We start from the raw sequence: 15,707 nt of genomic DNA on the forward strand, positions 1-15,707 counted from the left end.
CCATGTTGACCATCGTTGCTTTCGTCGTTGCGCTCGGCCTTCTGATCGCGGTGCATGAGTACGGCCACTACCGCGTGGCCGTGGCCTGCGGCGTGAAAGTCCTGCGCTTTTCCGTCGGCTTCGGCAAGACGCTGTACAGCTACAGGCCGAAGCGCCAGCGGCCGGGCCAGGACACCGAATTCGTGATCGGCGCCTTCCCGCTGGGCGGCTACGTGAAGATGCTGGACGAGCGCGAGGCGCCCGTCGCGCCGGAAGAGCGCCACCTCGCGTTCAACACGCAGCCCCTGAGGTCGCGGGCGGCCATCGTTGCTGCCGGGCCGGTCGCCAACCTGCTCCTGGCGATCCTCCTTTATGCCGCGGTCAGCTGGATCGGCGTGCAGGAACCCAAGGCGATCCTGGCGAGTCCCGCGCAGGGCTCCATTGCCGCACGCGCCGGCCTGCACGGCGGCGAACAGGTGGAGCAGGCGGGCTTCGAGGGCGAGGCCCTGCAGCCGGTTCGTTCGTTCGAGGACATGCGTTGGTTGCTGACGCGCGGCGCGCTGGACGGGCGGGATGTCCGGCTGCAGCTCGCGTCCGGCGACCGGAAGCCCGGCGCGCAGGTGCTCCTGCCGCTCACGCAGCTGCCGTCGCGCGAAGCGGACGCCCAGCTCTTTCGGCAGATCGGCATCCTCGGACCGTGGACGCCGCCCGTCATCGGCGACGTCATGGAAGGGGCCGCGCGCCGCGCCGGGCTGCGCAAGGGCGATACCGTCGTTTCCGTGGATACGCAGGAAGTCGTGGATGGCCAGCAGTTGCGCGAGCTCATTCGCGGCAGCGTGCAGGACGGCAAGGCGCTCACCCGTACCTGGCAGATCCGCCGCGATGGCCGGGCCCTGGAGGTTGCGGTCCAGCCGGACGTCGTTCAAGACGGGGGTGCGGCGGTCGGACGCATCGGCGCCTATGTGGGCGCGGCGCCCGAATTCGTGACCGTGCAATACGGTCCGCTCGAGGGCGTGTGGAAAGGCGCGCAGCGCACCTGGGAGGTTTCGCTCCTCACGCTGCGCATGATGGGCCGGATGGTGATCGGCGAGGCATCGCTGAAGAACCTAAGCGGCCCGCTCACCATCGCCGACTATGCGGGCAAGTCCGCGAGTCTCGGCCTCACGCAGTACCTGGTGTTCCTGGCCCTGATCAGCGTGAGCCTCGGGGTGCTGAACCTGTTGCCGCTGCCCGTCTTGGACGGAGGGCACCTGATGTATTATCTTTGGGAGGCCGTGACGGGCAGGGGCGTCTCCGACGCGTGGATGGAACGGCTCCAGCGCGGCGGTGTGGCGGTGCTGCTGGTCATGATGTCTATCGCGCTCTTCAACGACGTCACCCGTCTCTTTGGTTAACTTTTTCGGCCGCTGACGCTCGAACGCCCCCGGGGCGCCGCCTGGCCAACCTTGATGCATGAAAAAACAAATGAAGCGCTTTCGCGTGCGTACAGTTTCCGCGATGGTCGCCATGATGTTCGCCGCGAATGCGTGGGCGGTGGACCCGTTCACCGTTCGTGACATCCGTGTCGAAGGCCTGCAGCGCGTCGAGCCCGGCACCATCTTCGCTTCGCTGCCGTTTCGCATCGGCGACCAGTACAGCGACGACAAGGGTTCGGCCGCCATCCGGGCCCTCTTCGCACTGGGCCTGTTCAAGGACGTGCGCCTCGAAACCAACGGCGACGTGCTGGTGGTGATCGTCGAGGAACGTCCCACCGTCGCCGACGTGGAATTTGCGGGGTCCCGCGAATTCGACAAGGACGCGCTGAAGAAGGCGCTGCGCGAGATCGGCCTCACGGAAGGCCGCCCGTACGACCAGAGCCTGGCCGACCGCGCCGAGCAGGAACTCAAGCGCCAGTACATCAACAAGAGCCTCTACGGCGCCGAAGTCGTCACCACCGTGACGCCGATCGAGCGCAACCGGGTGAACCTCACCTTCACGGTGACCGAGGGCGAACCGGCGCGCATCAAGGAAATCCGCATCGTCGGCAACAGCGCGTTCAGCGACTCCACGCTGCGCAACCTGTTCGACCTCGACACGGGCGGCTTCCTGTCCTGGTACACCAAGTCGGACCGGTACTCGCGCGCCAAGCTCAATGCCGACCTCGAGGTGCTGCGCTCCTACTACCTGGCGCGCGGCTACCTGGAATTCCGCATCGACTCCACCCAGGTCGCGATCTCCCCGAACAAGCAGGACATCGCGATCACCGTCAACGTCACGGAAGGCGAGCGCTATGTGGTCTCTTCCGTGCGGCTGGAGGGCAACTACCTTGGCAAGGAAGAGGAGTTCAAGTCGCTGGTGAAAATCGTGCCCGGAGAGCCCTACAACGCTGACCGCGTGGCGGAGACGACCAAGGCGTTCAATGACTACTTCGGTAACTTCGGCTTCGCTTTCGCCAACGTGGAGGCGCGGCCCGAGATCGACCGCGTCAACAACCGCGTCGCCTTCGTGCTGGCGGCCGATCCGTCGCGGCGCGCATATGTGCGGCGCATCAACGTCGCCGGCAACAACCGCACGCGCGACGAAGTCATCCGCCGCGAATTCCGGCAGTTCGAGTCCTCCTGGTACGACGCCGACAAGATCAAGCTGTCGCGCGATCGCATCGACCGGCTCGGTTACTTCAAGGACGTCAACGTCGAGACCAGCGACGTCCCGGGGGCCCCCGACCAGGTCGACCTGAACGTCAGCGTCACCGAAAAGCCCACGGGCAGCCTGCAGCTCGGCGCCGGCTTCTCCAGCGCCGAAAAGCTCGCGCTGTCGTTCTCCATCAAGCAGGAGAACGCGTTCGGCACCGGCAATTACCTGGGGGTCGACGTCAACACCAGCAAGTACAACCGGACCATCGCTTTCAGCTCGGTGAACCCGTACTTCACGCCCGACGGCATCTCGCGCTCGACGGACTTGTACTACCGGACCTCGCGCCCGTACGAGGACCAGGGCGGCAACTACCAGATCGCCACCGCCGGCGCGAGCCTGCGCTTCGGCGTGCCGTTCAGCGAATTCGACACCGTGTATTTCGGCGCAAGCGCCGAGCGCACGCAAATCAAGCCCGGCACCAACATCCCGGCGGCGTACCTTGCGTACGCGGAGCGCTTCGGCTACACCAGCACCGCTTTCCCGCTGGCGATCGGCTGGTCGCGCGACAGCCGCGACAGCGCGGTCGCGCCCACCAGCGGGCGGTTCCAGCGCATCTCGGGCGAGGCCGGCGTGTTCGGCGATGCGCGCTACCTGCGCACCAACTACCAGTTCCAGCAGTACATCCCGATCAACAAGCAGTTCACCTTCGCGTTCAACACCGAGTTCGGCTACGGCAAGGGCCTGGGCAGCCGGCCCTACCCCGTGTTCAAGAACTTCTACGGTGGCGGCCTCGGTTCGGTGCGCGGGTTCGACCAGGGCACTTTGGGCCCGCGTGACGTGACGGGCTCGAGCATCGGCGGTCCGAAGAAACTGACCTTGAACGCAGAGGTGATCACGCCGTTCCCGGGGGCCGGCAACGACCGCAGCTTGCGCATGTTCGGCTTCTTCGACGCGGGCAATGTCTACGGGGAAGACGAGAAGTTCAGCTTCAGCGACATGCGGGCCTCGGTGGGCGTGGGCGTGTCCTGGATTTCGCCGCTCGGCCCCCTGCGCATCGCCGTAGCTCATCCGGTGCGAAAATTCCCCGGCGATAGAATCCAGAAATTGCAATTCCAGATCGGAACCTCTTTCTAATGAAGTACTTGTCCCGCCACCTCCTGGCGATTCTGCTCGGCGCTTTCGCGCTGGGTACGCAGGCGCAGGCCGAGGATTTCCGGGTCGGCTTCGTCAACACGGATCGCATCTTCCGCGAGGCCAACACGGCCAAGACCGCGCAGGCGAAGCTGGAGCAGGAATTCTCCAAGCGCGAGAAGGACCTGAACGACCTGGGCAACACGCTGAAGAACGCGTCCGACAAATTCGAGCGCGAAGCGCCCACGCTTTCCGAGAGCCAGCGCGCGCAGCGGCAAAAGCAGCTGGTCGACCAGGACCGCGATTTCCAGCGCAAGCGCCGCGAATTCCAGGAAGACCTCAACTCCCGCAAGAACGAGGAGTTGCAGCAGGTGCTCGAGCGCGCGAACCGCGTGGTCAAGCAGGTCGCCGAGGCCGAGAAGTACGACGTCGTCCTGCAGGAAGCCGTGTACATCAACCCCAAGCACGACATCACCGACAAGGTGATCAAGGCGCTCAACTCGGCCAAGTAGCCTCCAGTCCCGTGCAGCTTCGCCTTGGCTCCATCGTTGAGGCGCTCGGCGGCGAGTTGCACGGGGACCCGCGGCGCGAGGTCGACGGGCTGGCCCCGCTCGAATCGGCCACGCCGTCGCAGCTGAGCTTCCTCGGCAACGCTCGACTTCTGTCTCTTCTGCCTTCGTCGAAAGCCGGCTGCGTCATCGTCGCACCCGCGCAGTTCGAAGCGGCGCGGGCCCGCGGCGATTGCATTGTCGCGCCGCACCCCTACCTCTATTTTGCGCGGGTGACGCAGCTCTGGAAGCGCCTGTCTTCGCCGCCCGCCGGCCCCGCGATTCATCCCAGCGCCGTGGTCGACCCAGAGGCCGTCGTGCATCCGACCGCGCGTATCGGCGCGCTGTGCGTCGTCGAACGTGGGGTGCACATCGGCCCGGGGACGGTGCTCAAGGCGCGCGTCACGGTGGCCGAAGGCTGCGTCATCGGTGACCGCTGCACACTGCATCCCGGCGCGGTGATCGGCGCCGACGGTTTCGGCTTCGCCCCGAACGCGGGTGTGTGGGAAAAGATCGAACAGCTCGGCGGCGTGCGAATCGGCAACGACGTGGACATCGGCGCCAACACCTGCATCGATCGCGGCGCGCTCGCCGACACCGTCATCGAGGACGGCGTGAAGCTCGACAACCTCATCCAGGTCGGCCATAACGTGCGCATCGGGCGCAACACCGCCATCGCCGGCTGCGCGGGTATCGCGGGCAGCGCGAACATCGGCGCGCACTGCACGATCGGCGGCGCCGCCATGATCCTCGGCCACCTCACGCTCGCCGACGGCGTGAACATCTCCGCGGGTTCCTTCGTTTCCCGCTCCATCCTGAAGCCCGGGCACTACAGCGGCATCTTCCCCATCGACGACAATGCCAGCTGGGAAAAGAATGCCGCGACGCTCAAGCAGCTGCACAAGCTGCGCGATCGCGTCAAGGCCCTGGAGAAGAAGACATGATGGACATCCACGAAATCCTGAAGAAGCTGCCGCACCGATATCCGATCCTGCTCGTGGACCGTGTGCTCGAAGTCGACCCGGGCAAGCGCATCAAGGCGCTGAAGAACGTCACGATCAACGAACCGTTTTTCCTCGGTCACTTCCCGCACCGCCCGGTGATGCCGGGCGTGCTCATGCTCGAGGCGATGGCCCAGACGGCCGCGCTGCTGTCGTTCGCCGCCGAGGGCGCCGCGCCCGACAACAAGTCGGTCATCTATTTCGCCGGCATCGACGGCGCGCGCTTCAAGCGCCCGGTCGAGCCGGGCGACCAGCTGGTGATGGAAGTGACGCTGGAGCGCTCGCGCGCGGGCATCTACAAGTTCAAGGGCGTGGCGCGGGTGGGCGACGACGTCGCCTGCGAGGCCGAGCTCATGTGCACGATGCGCACGGTGGCGTGACGGGGCAGGCGTGGCGCTGATCCATCCCACGGCCGTCGTCGATCCGCAGGCGCGGATCGATGCCTCGGTGGCCATCGGGCCGTACACCGTCATCGGACCGCACGTCACCATCGGCGCCGGCACGACGGTCGGGCCGCACGCGGTCATCGAGGGGCACACCACGATCGGTCGCGACAACAGCATCTTCCAGTTCGCCTCGATCGGTGCGATCCCGCAGGACAAGAAGTACGACGGCGAACCGTGCGAACTGGTGATCGGCGACCGCAACACCATCCGCGAGTTCACCACCTTCAACATCGGCTCGCCCGGCGGCGGCGGCGTCACCCGGATCGGCGACGACAACTGGATCATGGCGTACGTGCACATCGCGCACGACTGCCAGGTCGGCAACCGCACCACGCTCGCCAACAACACCACGCTGGGCGGCCATGTCGAGCTGGGCGACTGGGTGACGGTGGGCGGCCTGAGCGGCATCCACCAATTCGTGAAGGTGGGCCCGCACGCCATGGTCGGGTTCGCCAGCGCGGTGTCGCAGGACGTGCCGCCTTTTATGCTGGTCGACGGCAATCCGCTGGCGGTGCGCGGCATCAACGCGACGGGCCTGAAACGCCGCGACTACGATGCGCCGCGCATCGCCGTCGTGAAGCAGATGCACCGGCTGCTGTATCGCGAGGGCCGCACGCTCGAGCAGGCGCGCACAGCGATCGAGGGGCTGGCAGCTCAGTCGCCCGAGTCCGCGAAGGACGTGGCGTTGATGAGCGCTTTCCTCACGGCCGCCACCCGCGGCATCGCGCGCTGACCATGACGCCACCGCGACTCGCCATGGTCGCCGGCGAGGCGTCCGGCGACCTGCTGGCCGGTCTCTTGCTGCAAGGCTTGCATGCGCGCTGGCCCGGGCTGCGGGCGGCCGGCATCGGCGGTCCGCAGATGCGTGTGCAGGGCTTCGAGAGCTGGTGGCCGCACGAGAAGCTGGCCGTCAGCGGGTACGTGGAAGTGCTGCGCCATTACCGGGAACTCGTCGGCATCCGCAATCGCCTGCGCGAGCGGCTGCTGCAGGAGCCGCCCGATCTTTTCGTCGGCGTCGATGCGCCGGATTTCAACCTCGACCTGGAGGCGGCGTTGAAGCAGCGCGGCATCCGGACCGTGCACTTCGTCTGCCCCTCGATCTGGGCATGGCGCCCCGAGCGCGCGGAGAAACTGCGGGCCAGTGCGGATCACGTGCTGTGCCTTTTCCCCTTCGAGCCCGAATTGCTCGCCTCGCACGGCATCGCGTCGACCTACGTCGGTCACCCGCTGGCCGGCGTGATTCCGATGGAGCCGGACAAGTCTGCGGCACGGCAGGCGCTGGGGATCGGGCCGGCCGAGGAAGTTCTCGCCATCCTTCCGGGCAGCCGCGCGTCAGAGATCGCGCACATGGCGCCGCGATTTTTCGGGGCCGCCGTGCTGTTGCGAAAATCCCGCCCCGGCCTGCGCTTCCTGGTTCCCGCGGCGCCCGGCCGGCGGGACGGCATCGAGAAGGCTGTGCGGGCGTCCAGGCTGGACGGCCAGGTCCGGATCGTGGACGGCCAGTCCCACGCCGTGCTGGCCGCCTGCGACCTCGTGCTGGTGGCGAGCGGCACGGCGACGCTGGAGGCGGCCCTGTTCAAGCGCCCGATGGTCATCGCCTATGCGGTGAACTGGCTCACCCACCGCATCATGCGGCCGCGCCAACTGCAGCCCTGGGTCGGCCTGCCCAACATCCTCTGCGGCGAATTCGTGGTGCCGGAGTTGCTCCAGCACGACGCCAATCCCGACGCGCTTGCTGCGGCGCTGCTCGATTGGCTGCAGTCCCCTGACACAATGGCGGCCGTACAGGAGAAATTCCGGGCGCTGCATCTTGTCTTGCGGCGCGACACCCCGCGACTTGCCAGCGATGCCATCCAAAAAGTTCTCGAAGGCTGAACAGGCCCGCCTCCAATGGGATCCCGTGGGCCTGATGGCCGGCGTCGATGAAGCAGGGCGCGGGCCCCTGGCCGGCCCGGTGGTCGCCGCCGCCGTCATCCTGGACGACAGCAAACGCATCCGCGGCCTGGCCGATTCCAAGGTCCTCACCCCGCTGCAGCGCGACCGTCTCTACGACCAGATCCGCGAGAAGGCCCTGTGCTGCTCCGTCGCGCAGGCCACGGTGGACGAGATCGACACGCTGAACATCCTGCACGCGACGATGCTTGCGATGAAGCGCGCGGTCGAAGGGCTTCGGCTGAAGCCCGCGAAAGTGCTGGTGGACGGCAACCGCCTCCCGACCATCGACGTCCTCGCCGAGGCCGTGATCGGGGGCGACGCCACGGTGCGCTCGATATCCGCCGCGTCCATCCTCGCGAAGGTGCATCGCGACCGCCTGCTGAAAGACCTGCACGAGGAATTTCCGCAGTACGGCTTCGCCTCGCACAAGGGCTACGGCACGCCGGAACACCTGGAAGCGCTGCGCCTGCACGGCGCGTGCCGGCATCACCGCAAGTTCTTCGGTCCTGTCGCCGCGACCTTCATGACGCCGGACGGGCACACCATCGTCCTGGCGGATTCGTGACCACCAGCGGCCCCCAGCTCATCAGTTCTCGCGACAACGCCTGGCTGAAGGACCTGCGGCGCCTTGCGCAGGACGCGGGCGCGTGGCGCAAGCAGCGCCAGGTCTGGCTGGAAGGCGATCACCTCTGCCGGGCGGCGCTCGCTCGGGGCGTGAAGCCCGCCACCGGCGTGTTCACCGAGTCAGCATGGTCCTTGGCGGACGCGTCGCTTGCGTCGGCCGCGCCACGCAACGTCGTCCTGCCTGCTGCGCTCTTCTCCGGCATCAGCGGCCTCGAGTCGCCGGCTTCGATCGGCTTCGTGCTGGCCCTGCCGGATGAACCTGCGCTGGCGCCCATGGCGCCCACTGTCGTGCTCGATCGGGTCCAGGACGCGGGCAACGTCGGGGCGATCCTGCGCTGCGCGTCCGCTTTCGGGTTCACGCAGGTGGTGGCGCTCAAGGGCACGGCGGCGTTGTGGAGCCCGAAGGTCCTGCGCGCGGGCATGGGCGCGCATTTCGGGCTGTCGCTCATCGATGCCGCCGATCCCTCGGTGCTCGACAAGCTTGCAGTGCCCATCCTGACGACGAGTTCCCACCAGGGCGGCCTGCTGCACCAGCAGCAATTGCCATGGCCTTGCGCGTGGGCGTTCGGCCACGAGGGGCAGGGCGTCGGCGATGACGTCGCCTCCCGCGCTTCGGCGGCGGTGCGGATCGTCCAGCCGGGCGGGGAGGAATCCCTGAATGTCGCCACGGCTGCAGCCATTTGCCTGCACGCGAGCGCGGCCGCCGCGCCCGCAAGGTTATAATCAAGGGCTTTCCCGCAAACCCCCCGTACGCCTAGCGCAATCCAGCCACTCCCTGAACAAAGCAAGCAAACAAGAGCCGCTCTTGGTTGCGTTTGGGCGTACCCGTCACCATCACGGAGAACCCAGTGCTTTTGTCTCGACAGGGAACCGCCCCGACCGCCATCCTGGCGCTTGCAGACGGCACGGTCTTTATCGGCAACTCGATCGGAGCCCCCGGCTCCACCACCGGCGAAGTCGTGTTCAACACGGCGATCACCGGTTACCAGGAAATCCTCACCGACCCCAGCTACTGCCAGCAGATCGTGACGCTCACGTATCCGCATATCGGCAACTACGGGGTCAACGAGGAGGACGTCGAAGCCGGCAAGGTCCATGCCGCGGGCCTCATCATCCGCGACCTTCCGCTGGTCGCGTCCAACTTCCGCACCAGCCAGACCCTCAGCGACTATCTGCTCGCGCAGGGCACCGTGGCCATCGCGAACATCGACACGCGCAAGCTGACGCGGCTGCTGCGCAACAAGGGCGCGCAAAACGGTTGCATCACCGCGCTGGCCGCGGGTGAGCAGGCCACGCCCGATGCGATCGCGCGCGCGACGGCCGCGGCGCGCGGCGCGCCGGCCATGAGCGGGCTGGACCTGGCGAAGGTGGTGTCTGTCACCAAGCCCTACGACTGGACACAAAGCGAATGGGTGCTGGGCTCCGGCTACGGGGAGCAGAAGGATGCGAAGTACCACGTCGTCGCGTTCGACTACGGCGTGAAGAAGAACATCCTGCGCATGCTGGCCGAGCGCGGCTGCAAGGTCACGGTGGTGCCGGCGCAGACCCCCGCGTCCGAAGTGAAAAAGCTCAAGCCGGACGGCGTGTTCCTCTCCAACGGCCCGGGCGACCCGGAGCCGTGCGACTACGCCATCGCCGCGACGCGCGAGCTGATCGAGGAAGGCTACCCGACCTTCGGCATCTGCCTGGGCCACCAGATCATGGCGCTCGCTTCGGGCGCCAAGACCTTCAAGATGAAATTCGGCCACCACGGCGCGAACCATCCCGTGAAGGACCTCGACAACGGCCGCGTGAGCATCACCAGCCAGAACCACGGCTTCGCGGTGGACGAGAAGACGCTGCCCGCGAACCTGCGGCCCACGCATGTGAGCCTGTTCGACGGCACGCTGCAGGGCCTTGCCCGCACCGACAAGCCTGCGTTCTGCTTCCAGGGCCACCCGGAAGCCTCGCCCGGCCCGCACGACATCGGCTACCTCTTCGACCGGTTCACCGGGTTGATGGACCAGGCCGGGGAGAAAAAGTAAATGCCCAAACGAACAGACCTCAAGAGCATCCTCATCATCGGCGCCGGCCCCATCGTCATCGGGCAGGCCTGCGAGTTCGACTACTCCGGCGTGCAGGCGTGCAAGGCGCTGCGCGAGGAGGGCTACAAGGTCATCCTGATCAACAGCAACCCGGCGACGATCATGACGGACCCGGCCACCGCCGACGTCACCTACATCGAGCCGATCACCTGGCAGACGGTCGAGAAGATCATCGCCAAGGAAAAGCCCGACGCGATCCTGCCCACGATGGGCGGCCAGACGGCGCTCAACTGCGCGCTCGACCTGTGGCGCCACGGCGTGCTGAACAAGTACAAGGTGGAACTCATCGGCGCCACGCCCGAGGCGATCGACAAGGCGGAAGACCGCCTGAAGTTCAAGGATGCGATGACGCGCATCGGACTGGGTTCCGCGCGCTCGGGCATCGCTCACACGCTCGACGAGGCGTGGGCGGTGCAAAAGACGGTGGGCTTCCCCGTCGTGATCCGCCCGAGCTTCACGCTTGGCGGCACAGGCGGCGGCATCGCCTACAACCCGGAAGAGTTCGAGACGATCTGCAAGCGCGGCATCGAAGCCTCTCCCACCAGCGAACTGCTGATCGAGGAATCGCTCCTCGGGTGGAAAGAGTACGAGATGGAAGTGGTGCGCGACAAGGCGGACAACTGCATCATCATTTGCTCGATCGAGAACCTCGACCCGATGGGCGTGCACACGGGCGACTCGATCACCGTCGCTCCCGCGCAGACGCTGACCGACAAGGAATACCAGATCATGCGCAACGCGTCGCTCGCGGTGCTGCGCGAGATCGGCGTGGACACCGGCGGCTCTAACGTGCAGTTCTCGATCAACCCCAAGGACGGGCGGATGATCGTGATCGAGATGAACCCGCGCGTGTCGCGCTCGTCCGCGCTCGCCTCCAAGGCGACGGGTTTCCCGATCGCGAAGGTCGCGGCCAAGCTGGCCGTCGGCTACACCCTCGACGAATTGCGCAACGACATCACCGGGGGCGCGACGCCCGCGAGCTTCGAGCCGAGCATCGACTACGTCGTGACGAAGATCCCGCGTTTCGCCTTCGAAAAGTTCCCGACGGCCGACTCGCGCCTCACCACGCAGATGAAGTCGGTGGGTGAAGTGATGGCTATGGGCCGCACCTTCCAGGAGTCGTTCCAGAAAGCCCTGCGCGGCCTCGAGGTCGGCGTGGACGGCCTGAACGAAAAGACCCAGGACCGCGAAGTGCTCGAGAAGGAACTCGGCGAGCCGGGCCCGGAGCGCATCTGGTACGTGGGCGACGCCTTCGCGATGGGCCTGTCGGTGGATGAGGTCTACGACCTCACGAAGATCGACAAGTGGTTCCTCGCGCAGATCGAGGAGATCGTGCAGATCGAGCTGGAGCTGGAGAAGACGACGCTCGACGCGATCGACGCACCCACGCTGCGCATGCTCAAGCAGAAGGGCTTCTCGGACCGCCGCCTCGCGAGGCAGTTGAAGACCACCGACAAGGTGATCCGCGACAGGCGCCGGGCGCTGGGCATCCGCCCGGTCTACAAGCGCGTGGACACCTGCGCAGCCGAATTCGCCACGAACACCGCGTACATGTACTCGACCTACGAGGACGAGTGCGAGTCGGAGCCGACGAACAACAAGAAGATCATGGTGCTGGGCGGCGGGCCCAACCGCATCGGCCAGGGCATCGAGTTCGACTATTGCTGCGTTCACGCGGCGCTCGCGATGCGCGAAGACGGCTACGAGACCATCATGGTCAACTGCAACCCCGAGACCGTGTCCACCGACTACGACACCTCGGACCGCCTGTACTTCGAGCCGCTCACGCTGGAAGACGTGCTCGAGATCGTCGACAAGGAAAAACCCTTCGGCGTGATCGTGCAGTACGGCGGCCAGACCCCCTTGAAGCTCGCGCTGGGCCTGGAAGCCGAGGGCGTGCCCATCATCGGCACCTCGCCAGACATGATCGACGCCGCGGAGGACCGCGAGCGTTTCCAGAAGCTGCTGCATGAGTTGAAGCTTCTGCAGCCCGCGAACGCCACGGCGCGTACCGAGCCGGAGGCCCTCGAAAAGGCCGCGGCGCTCGGCTACCCGCTCGTCGTGCGCCCGAGCTACGTGCTCGGCGGCCGCGCGATGGAGATCGTGCACGAGCAGCGCGACCTCGAGCGCTACATGCGCGAGGCCGTGAAAGTCTCCAACGACTCGCCCGTGCTGCTCGACCGCTTCCTCAACGACGCAATCGAGTGCGACGTCGACTGCCTGTCCGACGGGCAGCAGACTTTCATCGGCGGCGTGATGGAACACATCGAGCAGGCCGGCGTGCACTCGGGAGACTCCGCGTGTTCGCTGCCGCCGTACTCGCTGTCGAAGGCCACGATCGACGAGATCAAGCGCCAGACCGCCGAGATGGCGCGTGCCCTCAACGTCGTGGGCCTGATGAACGTGCAGTTCGCGATCCAGGAGCAGGACGGCAAGGACGTCATCTACGTGCTGGAAGTCAATCCGCGCGCCTCGCGCACCGTGCCTTTCGTGAGCAAGGCGACGGGCATCCAGCTCGCGAAGGTCGCCGCACGCTGCATGGTGGGCCAGACCTTGAAGTCGCAAGGCATCACGGCCGAGGTGACGCCGCCTTACTTCAGCGTGAAGGAAGCGGTGTTCCCGTTCGTGAAGTTCCCTGGTGTGGACACCATCCTCGGCCCCGAGATGAAGTCGACGGGCGAGGTGATGGGCGTCGGCAAGACCTTCGGCGAGGCGTTTATCAAGAGCCAGCTCGGCGCGGGCACCAAGCTGCCGCGCCCGACGGATGCCGCCCGCAAGGTGTTCCTCACGGTGAAGAACAGCGACAAGCCGCGCGCGGTCGAAGTCGCCCGGCAACTGGCCGCGCAGGGCTTCGACATCGTCGCGACCAAGGGCACGGCCGCCGCCATCGGCGCCGCGGGCATCGCCTGCGAAACGGTCAACAAGGTGACGGAAGGCCGTCCGCACGTCGTCGACATGATCAAGAACAACGAGATCGTGATGGTGATCAATACGGTGGAAGAACGGCGCAATGCCATCGCGGATTCGCGGGCGATCCGCACGTCGGCGCTGCTGGCGCGCGTCACGACCTTCACGACCATCGCCGGCGCGGAGGCCGCCGTCGAAGGCATGAAGTACATGGACAACCTCGACGTGTACTCGTTGCAGGAACTGCACGCCCAACTGGCATAATCCAGCCATTCCAAGAACAAACCGCCGGTCGGCAACGCTCGGCGGTTTTGCTTTTATCCAACACACTGCACCATGGCCACCATCCCCCTCACCACGCGCGGCTTCGAGAAGCTCAAGGCCGAACTGCACAAGCTCAAGACCGTGGACCGCCCCTGGGTGATCAACGCGATCGCCGAGGCGCGTGCCCAGGGCGATCTCTCGGAAAACGCCGAATACGAAGCCGCAAAGGATCGCCAGGGCTTCATCGAAGGCCGCATCCAGGAGATCGACAGCAAACTGTCGGCCGCCCAGGTCATCGATCCGTCGGCCGTCGATGCGAACGGGAAGGTGGTCTTCGGCGCGACCGTCGACCTCGAGGAAGAGGACACCGGCGAGAAGGTGACCTACCAGATCGTGGGCGAGGACGAGGCCGACCTGAAGCAGGGGCTCATCAACATCTCCAGCCCGATCGCGCGCGCGCTGATCGGCAAGGAGGAGGGCGACACGGCCGAAGTGCAGGCGCCCGGCGGCGTCAAGCGCTACGAGATCGTCGCGGTCCGCTACCTGTGAACCTGCGGGCGCGCGTCCCGGTGTTCGCCGCGGCGCTGTGGTGGGGCTCGCTCACAGCGGTCGGTTTCCTCGTCGTGCCTTTGCTCTTCAACGTGCTTCCCACGCCGGCGATGGCGGGCCAGACCGCCGCGAGGCTTTTCAGCGGCCAGACCTGGCTCAGCATTGCCTGCGGTGTGCTCGTGATGATGGCGTCGCGCCCGCGGGATGGCGAGGCTCGCATGGGTTGGGCTGGCGGGGTGCTGGTGTACGTCTTTGCCGGGGTGCTGCTGGCGCTCCTCGTGGAATTCGCCGTGGCGCCGCGCATCGTGGCGCGGGAGAACCTGGCGCTCTGGCATGGGCTGGGCAGCGCGATGTACCTGGCGCAATGGTTGTGCGCCGGCGTGGCGCTCTGGAAACTGACCTCGCTCAGGTCATCCGGCCCTTCTTGATCGATTTCTGCTTGGGCGGCTTGGCGCGCTTCACCTGCCCGCCGGGCGTGAGGCGCTGGTTGCCCAGCACGCGCAAGGTCTTGACTTCCGGCCGCTGGCCGCCCCGCGAGCTGTACTTCAGCACCTTGAAGTCCTTGGGCGCGGCCTTGCGGTCCTCGTCCACGGGCTTGACCTTTTCCGGCTTGGGGCGCCACAGCACCAGGAGCTTGCCGATGTGCTGGATGGGGGCCGCATTGAGGCTGTCGGCGAGTTCCAGGTAGACCGCCTCGCGTGCCGCCCGGTCGTCGCCCTGCACGCGGATCTTGATGAGCCCGTGGGCGTTCAGGGCGGCGTCCGCCTCTTTCTTGACGGCGGGGGTGAGTCCGTCGTTGCCGATCATCACGACGGGGTCGAGATGGTGGGCGTCGGCGCGGTGCGCCTTGCGTTCGGCGATGGTGAGTTGTATGGCGGGCATGAACGTATTATCCGAGAACGGCAATGAAGAAATCCAAGAGCAAGAAGGTCAATCGCGCGTGGCTGAACGACCACATGAACGACCCGTACGTGAAGATGGCCCAGAAAGAGGGCTATCGCGCGCGCGCGGCGTTCAAGCTCAAGGAGATCGACGAGACGCTCGGGCTGGTCAAGCCCGGGCACCTCGTCGTGGATCTGGGCTCCACGCCCGGGGCGTGGAGCCAGTACCTGCGCCGAAAGATGGCGCCGGAGGGCGCGGCCTCCGGGCAGCTCAACGGCACGATCGTCGCGCTGGACATCCTGCCCATGGAGCCCGTGGAAGGCGTCACTTTCCTGCAGGGCGACTTTCGTGAACCCGAGGTGCTCGCCCGCCTGGTCGATGCCGTGGGGGGCCGGAAGGCAGACATCGTCGTGTCCGACATGGCGCCCAACCTGTCGGGCATCGAGTCGGCGGATTCTGCTCGAATTGCCCACCTCGTCGAACTTGCGATCGAATTCGCGGTCAACCACATGAAGCCCGAGGGAACGCTGGTCACCAAGGTCTTTCACGGCAGCGGCTACAGCCAGCTCGTCAAGCTCTTCAAGGAAACCTTCCGCACCGTCAAGCCGATGAAGCCAAAGGCGTCGCGGGACCGGTCCTCCGAGACCTTTCTCGTGGGGATCGGTTTGAAGCCGGGCGTCAAGGCCCCTGGGGCGACGAATCCGTGAATTGCCCCTGAAATCGCCCTGCAGGCTATAGGCCGCG

Annotated in this window: 15 protein-coding genes; 14 read left to right on the forward strand and 1 reads right to left on the reverse strand. The window is 66.3% G+C overall.

Annotation, left to right across the window (positions count from 1 at the left end; genetic code table 11):
• Positions 1-2 precede the first annotated feature (2 nt).
• From rseP to I5803_RS01725, 13 genes are all read left to right on the forward strand, one after another.
• Entirely contained in the window at positions 3-1,373 is a 1,371-nt protein-coding gene (rseP, locus tag I5803_RS01665) for an RIP metalloprotease RseP (RefSeq protein WP_196984687.1), read from the forward strand.
• A 58-nt stretch (positions 1,374-1,431) separates the two neighbouring features.
• The gene (gene bamA / locus I5803_RS01670) at positions 1,432-3,726 is read left to right on the forward strand and encodes an outer membrane protein assembly factor BamA (protein WP_196984688.1); all 2,295 of its coding nucleotides are present in this window, start codon (positions 1,432-1,434) and stop codon (positions 3,724-3,726) included.
• Positions 3,726-4,235: an OmpH/Skp family outer membrane protein gene (locus I5803_RS01675; protein WP_196984689.1), complete on the forward strand. Its 510-nt coding sequence runs from the start codon at positions 3,726-3,728 to the stop codon at positions 4,233-4,235. Before bamA ends, I5803_RS01675 begins: the two co-directional genes overlap by 1 nt.
• Before the next feature lie 11 nt (positions 4,236-4,246).
• The gene (gene lpxD / locus I5803_RS01680; RefSeq protein ID WP_196984690.1) at positions 4,247-5,215 is read left to right on the forward strand and encodes a UDP-3-O-(3-hydroxymyristoyl)glucosamine N-acyltransferase; all 969 of its coding nucleotides are present in this window, start codon (positions 4,247-4,249) and stop codon (positions 5,213-5,215) included.
• Entirely contained in the window at positions 5,212-5,652 is a 441-nt protein-coding gene (gene fabZ, locus I5803_RS01685) for a 3-hydroxyacyl-ACP dehydratase FabZ (protein WP_196984691.1), read from the forward strand. The genes lpxD and fabZ overlap by 4 nt, the downstream gene beginning before the upstream one ends.
• A gap of 10 nt (positions 5,653-5,662) precedes the next feature.
• On the forward strand, positions 5,663-6,451 hold the full coding sequence (gene lpxA, locus I5803_RS01690; protein ID WP_196984692.1) for an acyl-ACP--UDP-N-acetylglucosamine O-acyltransferase: 789 nt from the start codon (positions 5,663-5,665) through the stop codon (positions 6,449-6,451).
• A gap of 23 nt (positions 6,452-6,474) precedes the next feature.
• Positions 6,475-7,593 (forward strand): lipid-A-disaccharide synthase, encoded by a 1,119-nt coding sequence (gene lpxB / locus I5803_RS01695; protein ID WP_196984693.1) that lies wholly within the window; start codon positions 6,475-6,477, stop codon positions 7,591-7,593.
• Entirely contained in the window at positions 7,565-8,218 is a 654-nt protein-coding gene (gene rnhB / locus I5803_RS01700) for a ribonuclease HII (protein ID WP_196984694.1), read from the forward strand. The genes lpxB and rnhB overlap by 29 nt, the downstream gene beginning before the upstream one ends.
• Positions 8,215-9,000 (forward strand): TrmH family RNA methyltransferase, encoded by a 786-nt coding sequence (locus tag I5803_RS01705; RefSeq protein ID WP_196984695.1) that lies wholly within the window; start codon positions 8,215-8,217, stop codon positions 8,998-9,000. Before rnhB ends, I5803_RS01705 begins: the two co-directional genes overlap by 4 nt.
• Before the next feature lie 125 nt (positions 9,001-9,125).
• Positions 9,126-10,301 carry a glutamine-hydrolyzing carbamoyl-phosphate synthase small subunit gene (gene carA / locus I5803_RS01710; RefSeq protein WP_196984696.1) on the forward strand — a complete coding sequence of 392 codons (1,176 nt, stop codon included), beginning with the start codon at positions 9,126-9,128 and terminating at the stop codon, positions 10,299-10,301.
• A complete protein-coding gene (carB, locus tag I5803_RS01715) occupies positions 10,302-13,532 on the forward strand; it encodes a carbamoyl-phosphate synthase large subunit (RefSeq protein WP_196984697.1) in 3,231 nt (1,076 codons plus the stop codon).
• A 72-nt stretch (positions 13,533-13,604) separates the two neighbouring features.
• Positions 13,605-14,081, forward strand: a complete 477-nt coding sequence (gene greA / locus I5803_RS01720; protein WP_196984698.1) for a transcription elongation factor GreA — start codon at positions 13,605-13,607, stop codon at positions 14,079-14,081.
• A 2-nt stretch (positions 14,082-14,083) separates the two neighbouring features.
• Positions 14,084-14,509 (forward strand): DUF4149 domain-containing protein, encoded by a 426-nt coding sequence (locus I5803_RS01725; RefSeq protein WP_196988427.1) that lies wholly within the window; start codon positions 14,084-14,086, stop codon positions 14,507-14,509.
• Here I5803_RS01725 and I5803_RS01730 read toward each other — a convergent pair.
• A complete protein-coding gene (locus tag I5803_RS01730; protein ID WP_196984699.1) occupies positions 14,487-14,963 on the reverse strand; it encodes a YhbY family RNA-binding protein in 477 nt (158 codons plus the stop codon). The genes I5803_RS01725 and I5803_RS01730 overlap by 23 nt on opposite strands.
• Before the next feature lie 23 nt (positions 14,964-14,986).
• Here I5803_RS01730 and I5803_RS01735 point away from each other — a divergent pair, with 23 nt between their 5' ends.
• Positions 14,987-15,670 carry an RlmE family RNA methyltransferase gene (locus I5803_RS01735; protein ID WP_196984700.1) on the forward strand — a complete coding sequence of 228 codons (684 nt, stop codon included), beginning with the start codon at positions 14,987-14,989 and terminating at the stop codon, positions 15,668-15,670.
• The last annotated feature ends 37 nt before the right edge of the window (positions 15,671-15,707 follow it).

This window comes from Caenimonas aquaedulcis (genome assembly GCF_015831345.1).
Lineage (GTDB): Bacteria > Pseudomonadota > Gammaproteobacteria > Burkholderiales > Burkholderiaceae_C > Ramlibacter > Ramlibacter aquaedulcis.

What these genes read in the sequence shown, in the direction of transcription:
- fabZ (WP_196984691.1), top strand. Translation starts at nt 5,212, where the DNA reads ATGATGGACATCCACGAAATCCTGAAGAAGCTGCCGCACCGATATCCG.
- rseP (WP_196984687.1), top strand. Translation starts at nt 3, where the DNA reads ATGTTGACCATCGTTGCTTTCGTCGTTGCGCTCGGCCTTCTGATCGCG.
- I5803_RS01675 (WP_196984689.1), top strand. Translation starts at nt 3,726, where the DNA reads ATGAAGTACTTGTCCCGCCACCTCCTGGCGATTCTGCTCGGCGCTTTC.
- rnhB (WP_196984694.1), top strand. Translation starts at nt 7,565, where the DNA reads ATGCCATCCAAAAAGTTCTCGAAGGCTGAACAGGCCCGCCTCCAATGG.
- carB (WP_196984697.1), top strand. Translation starts at nt 10,302, where the DNA reads ATGCCCAAACGAACAGACCTCAAGAGCATCCTCATCATCGGCGCCGGC.
- greA (WP_196984698.1), top strand. Translation starts at nt 13,605, where the DNA reads ATGGCCACCATCCCCCTCACCACGCGCGGCTTCGAGAAGCTCAAGGCC.
- bamA (WP_196984688.1), top strand. Translation starts at nt 1,432, where the DNA reads ATGAAAAAACAAATGAAGCGCTTTCGCGTGCGTACAGTTTCCGCGATG.
- lpxB (WP_196984693.1), top strand. Translation starts at nt 6,475, where the DNA reads ATGGTCGCCGGCGAGGCGTCCGGCGACCTGCTGGCCGGTCTCTTGCTG.
- I5803_RS01730 (WP_196984699.1), bottom strand. Translation starts at nt 14,963, where the DNA reads ATGCCCGCCATACAACTCACCATCGCCGAACGCAAGGCGCACCGCGCC.
- I5803_RS01735 (WP_196984700.1), top strand. Translation starts at nt 14,987, where the DNA reads ATGAAGAAATCCAAGAGCAAGAAGGTCAATCGCGCGTGGCTGAACGAC.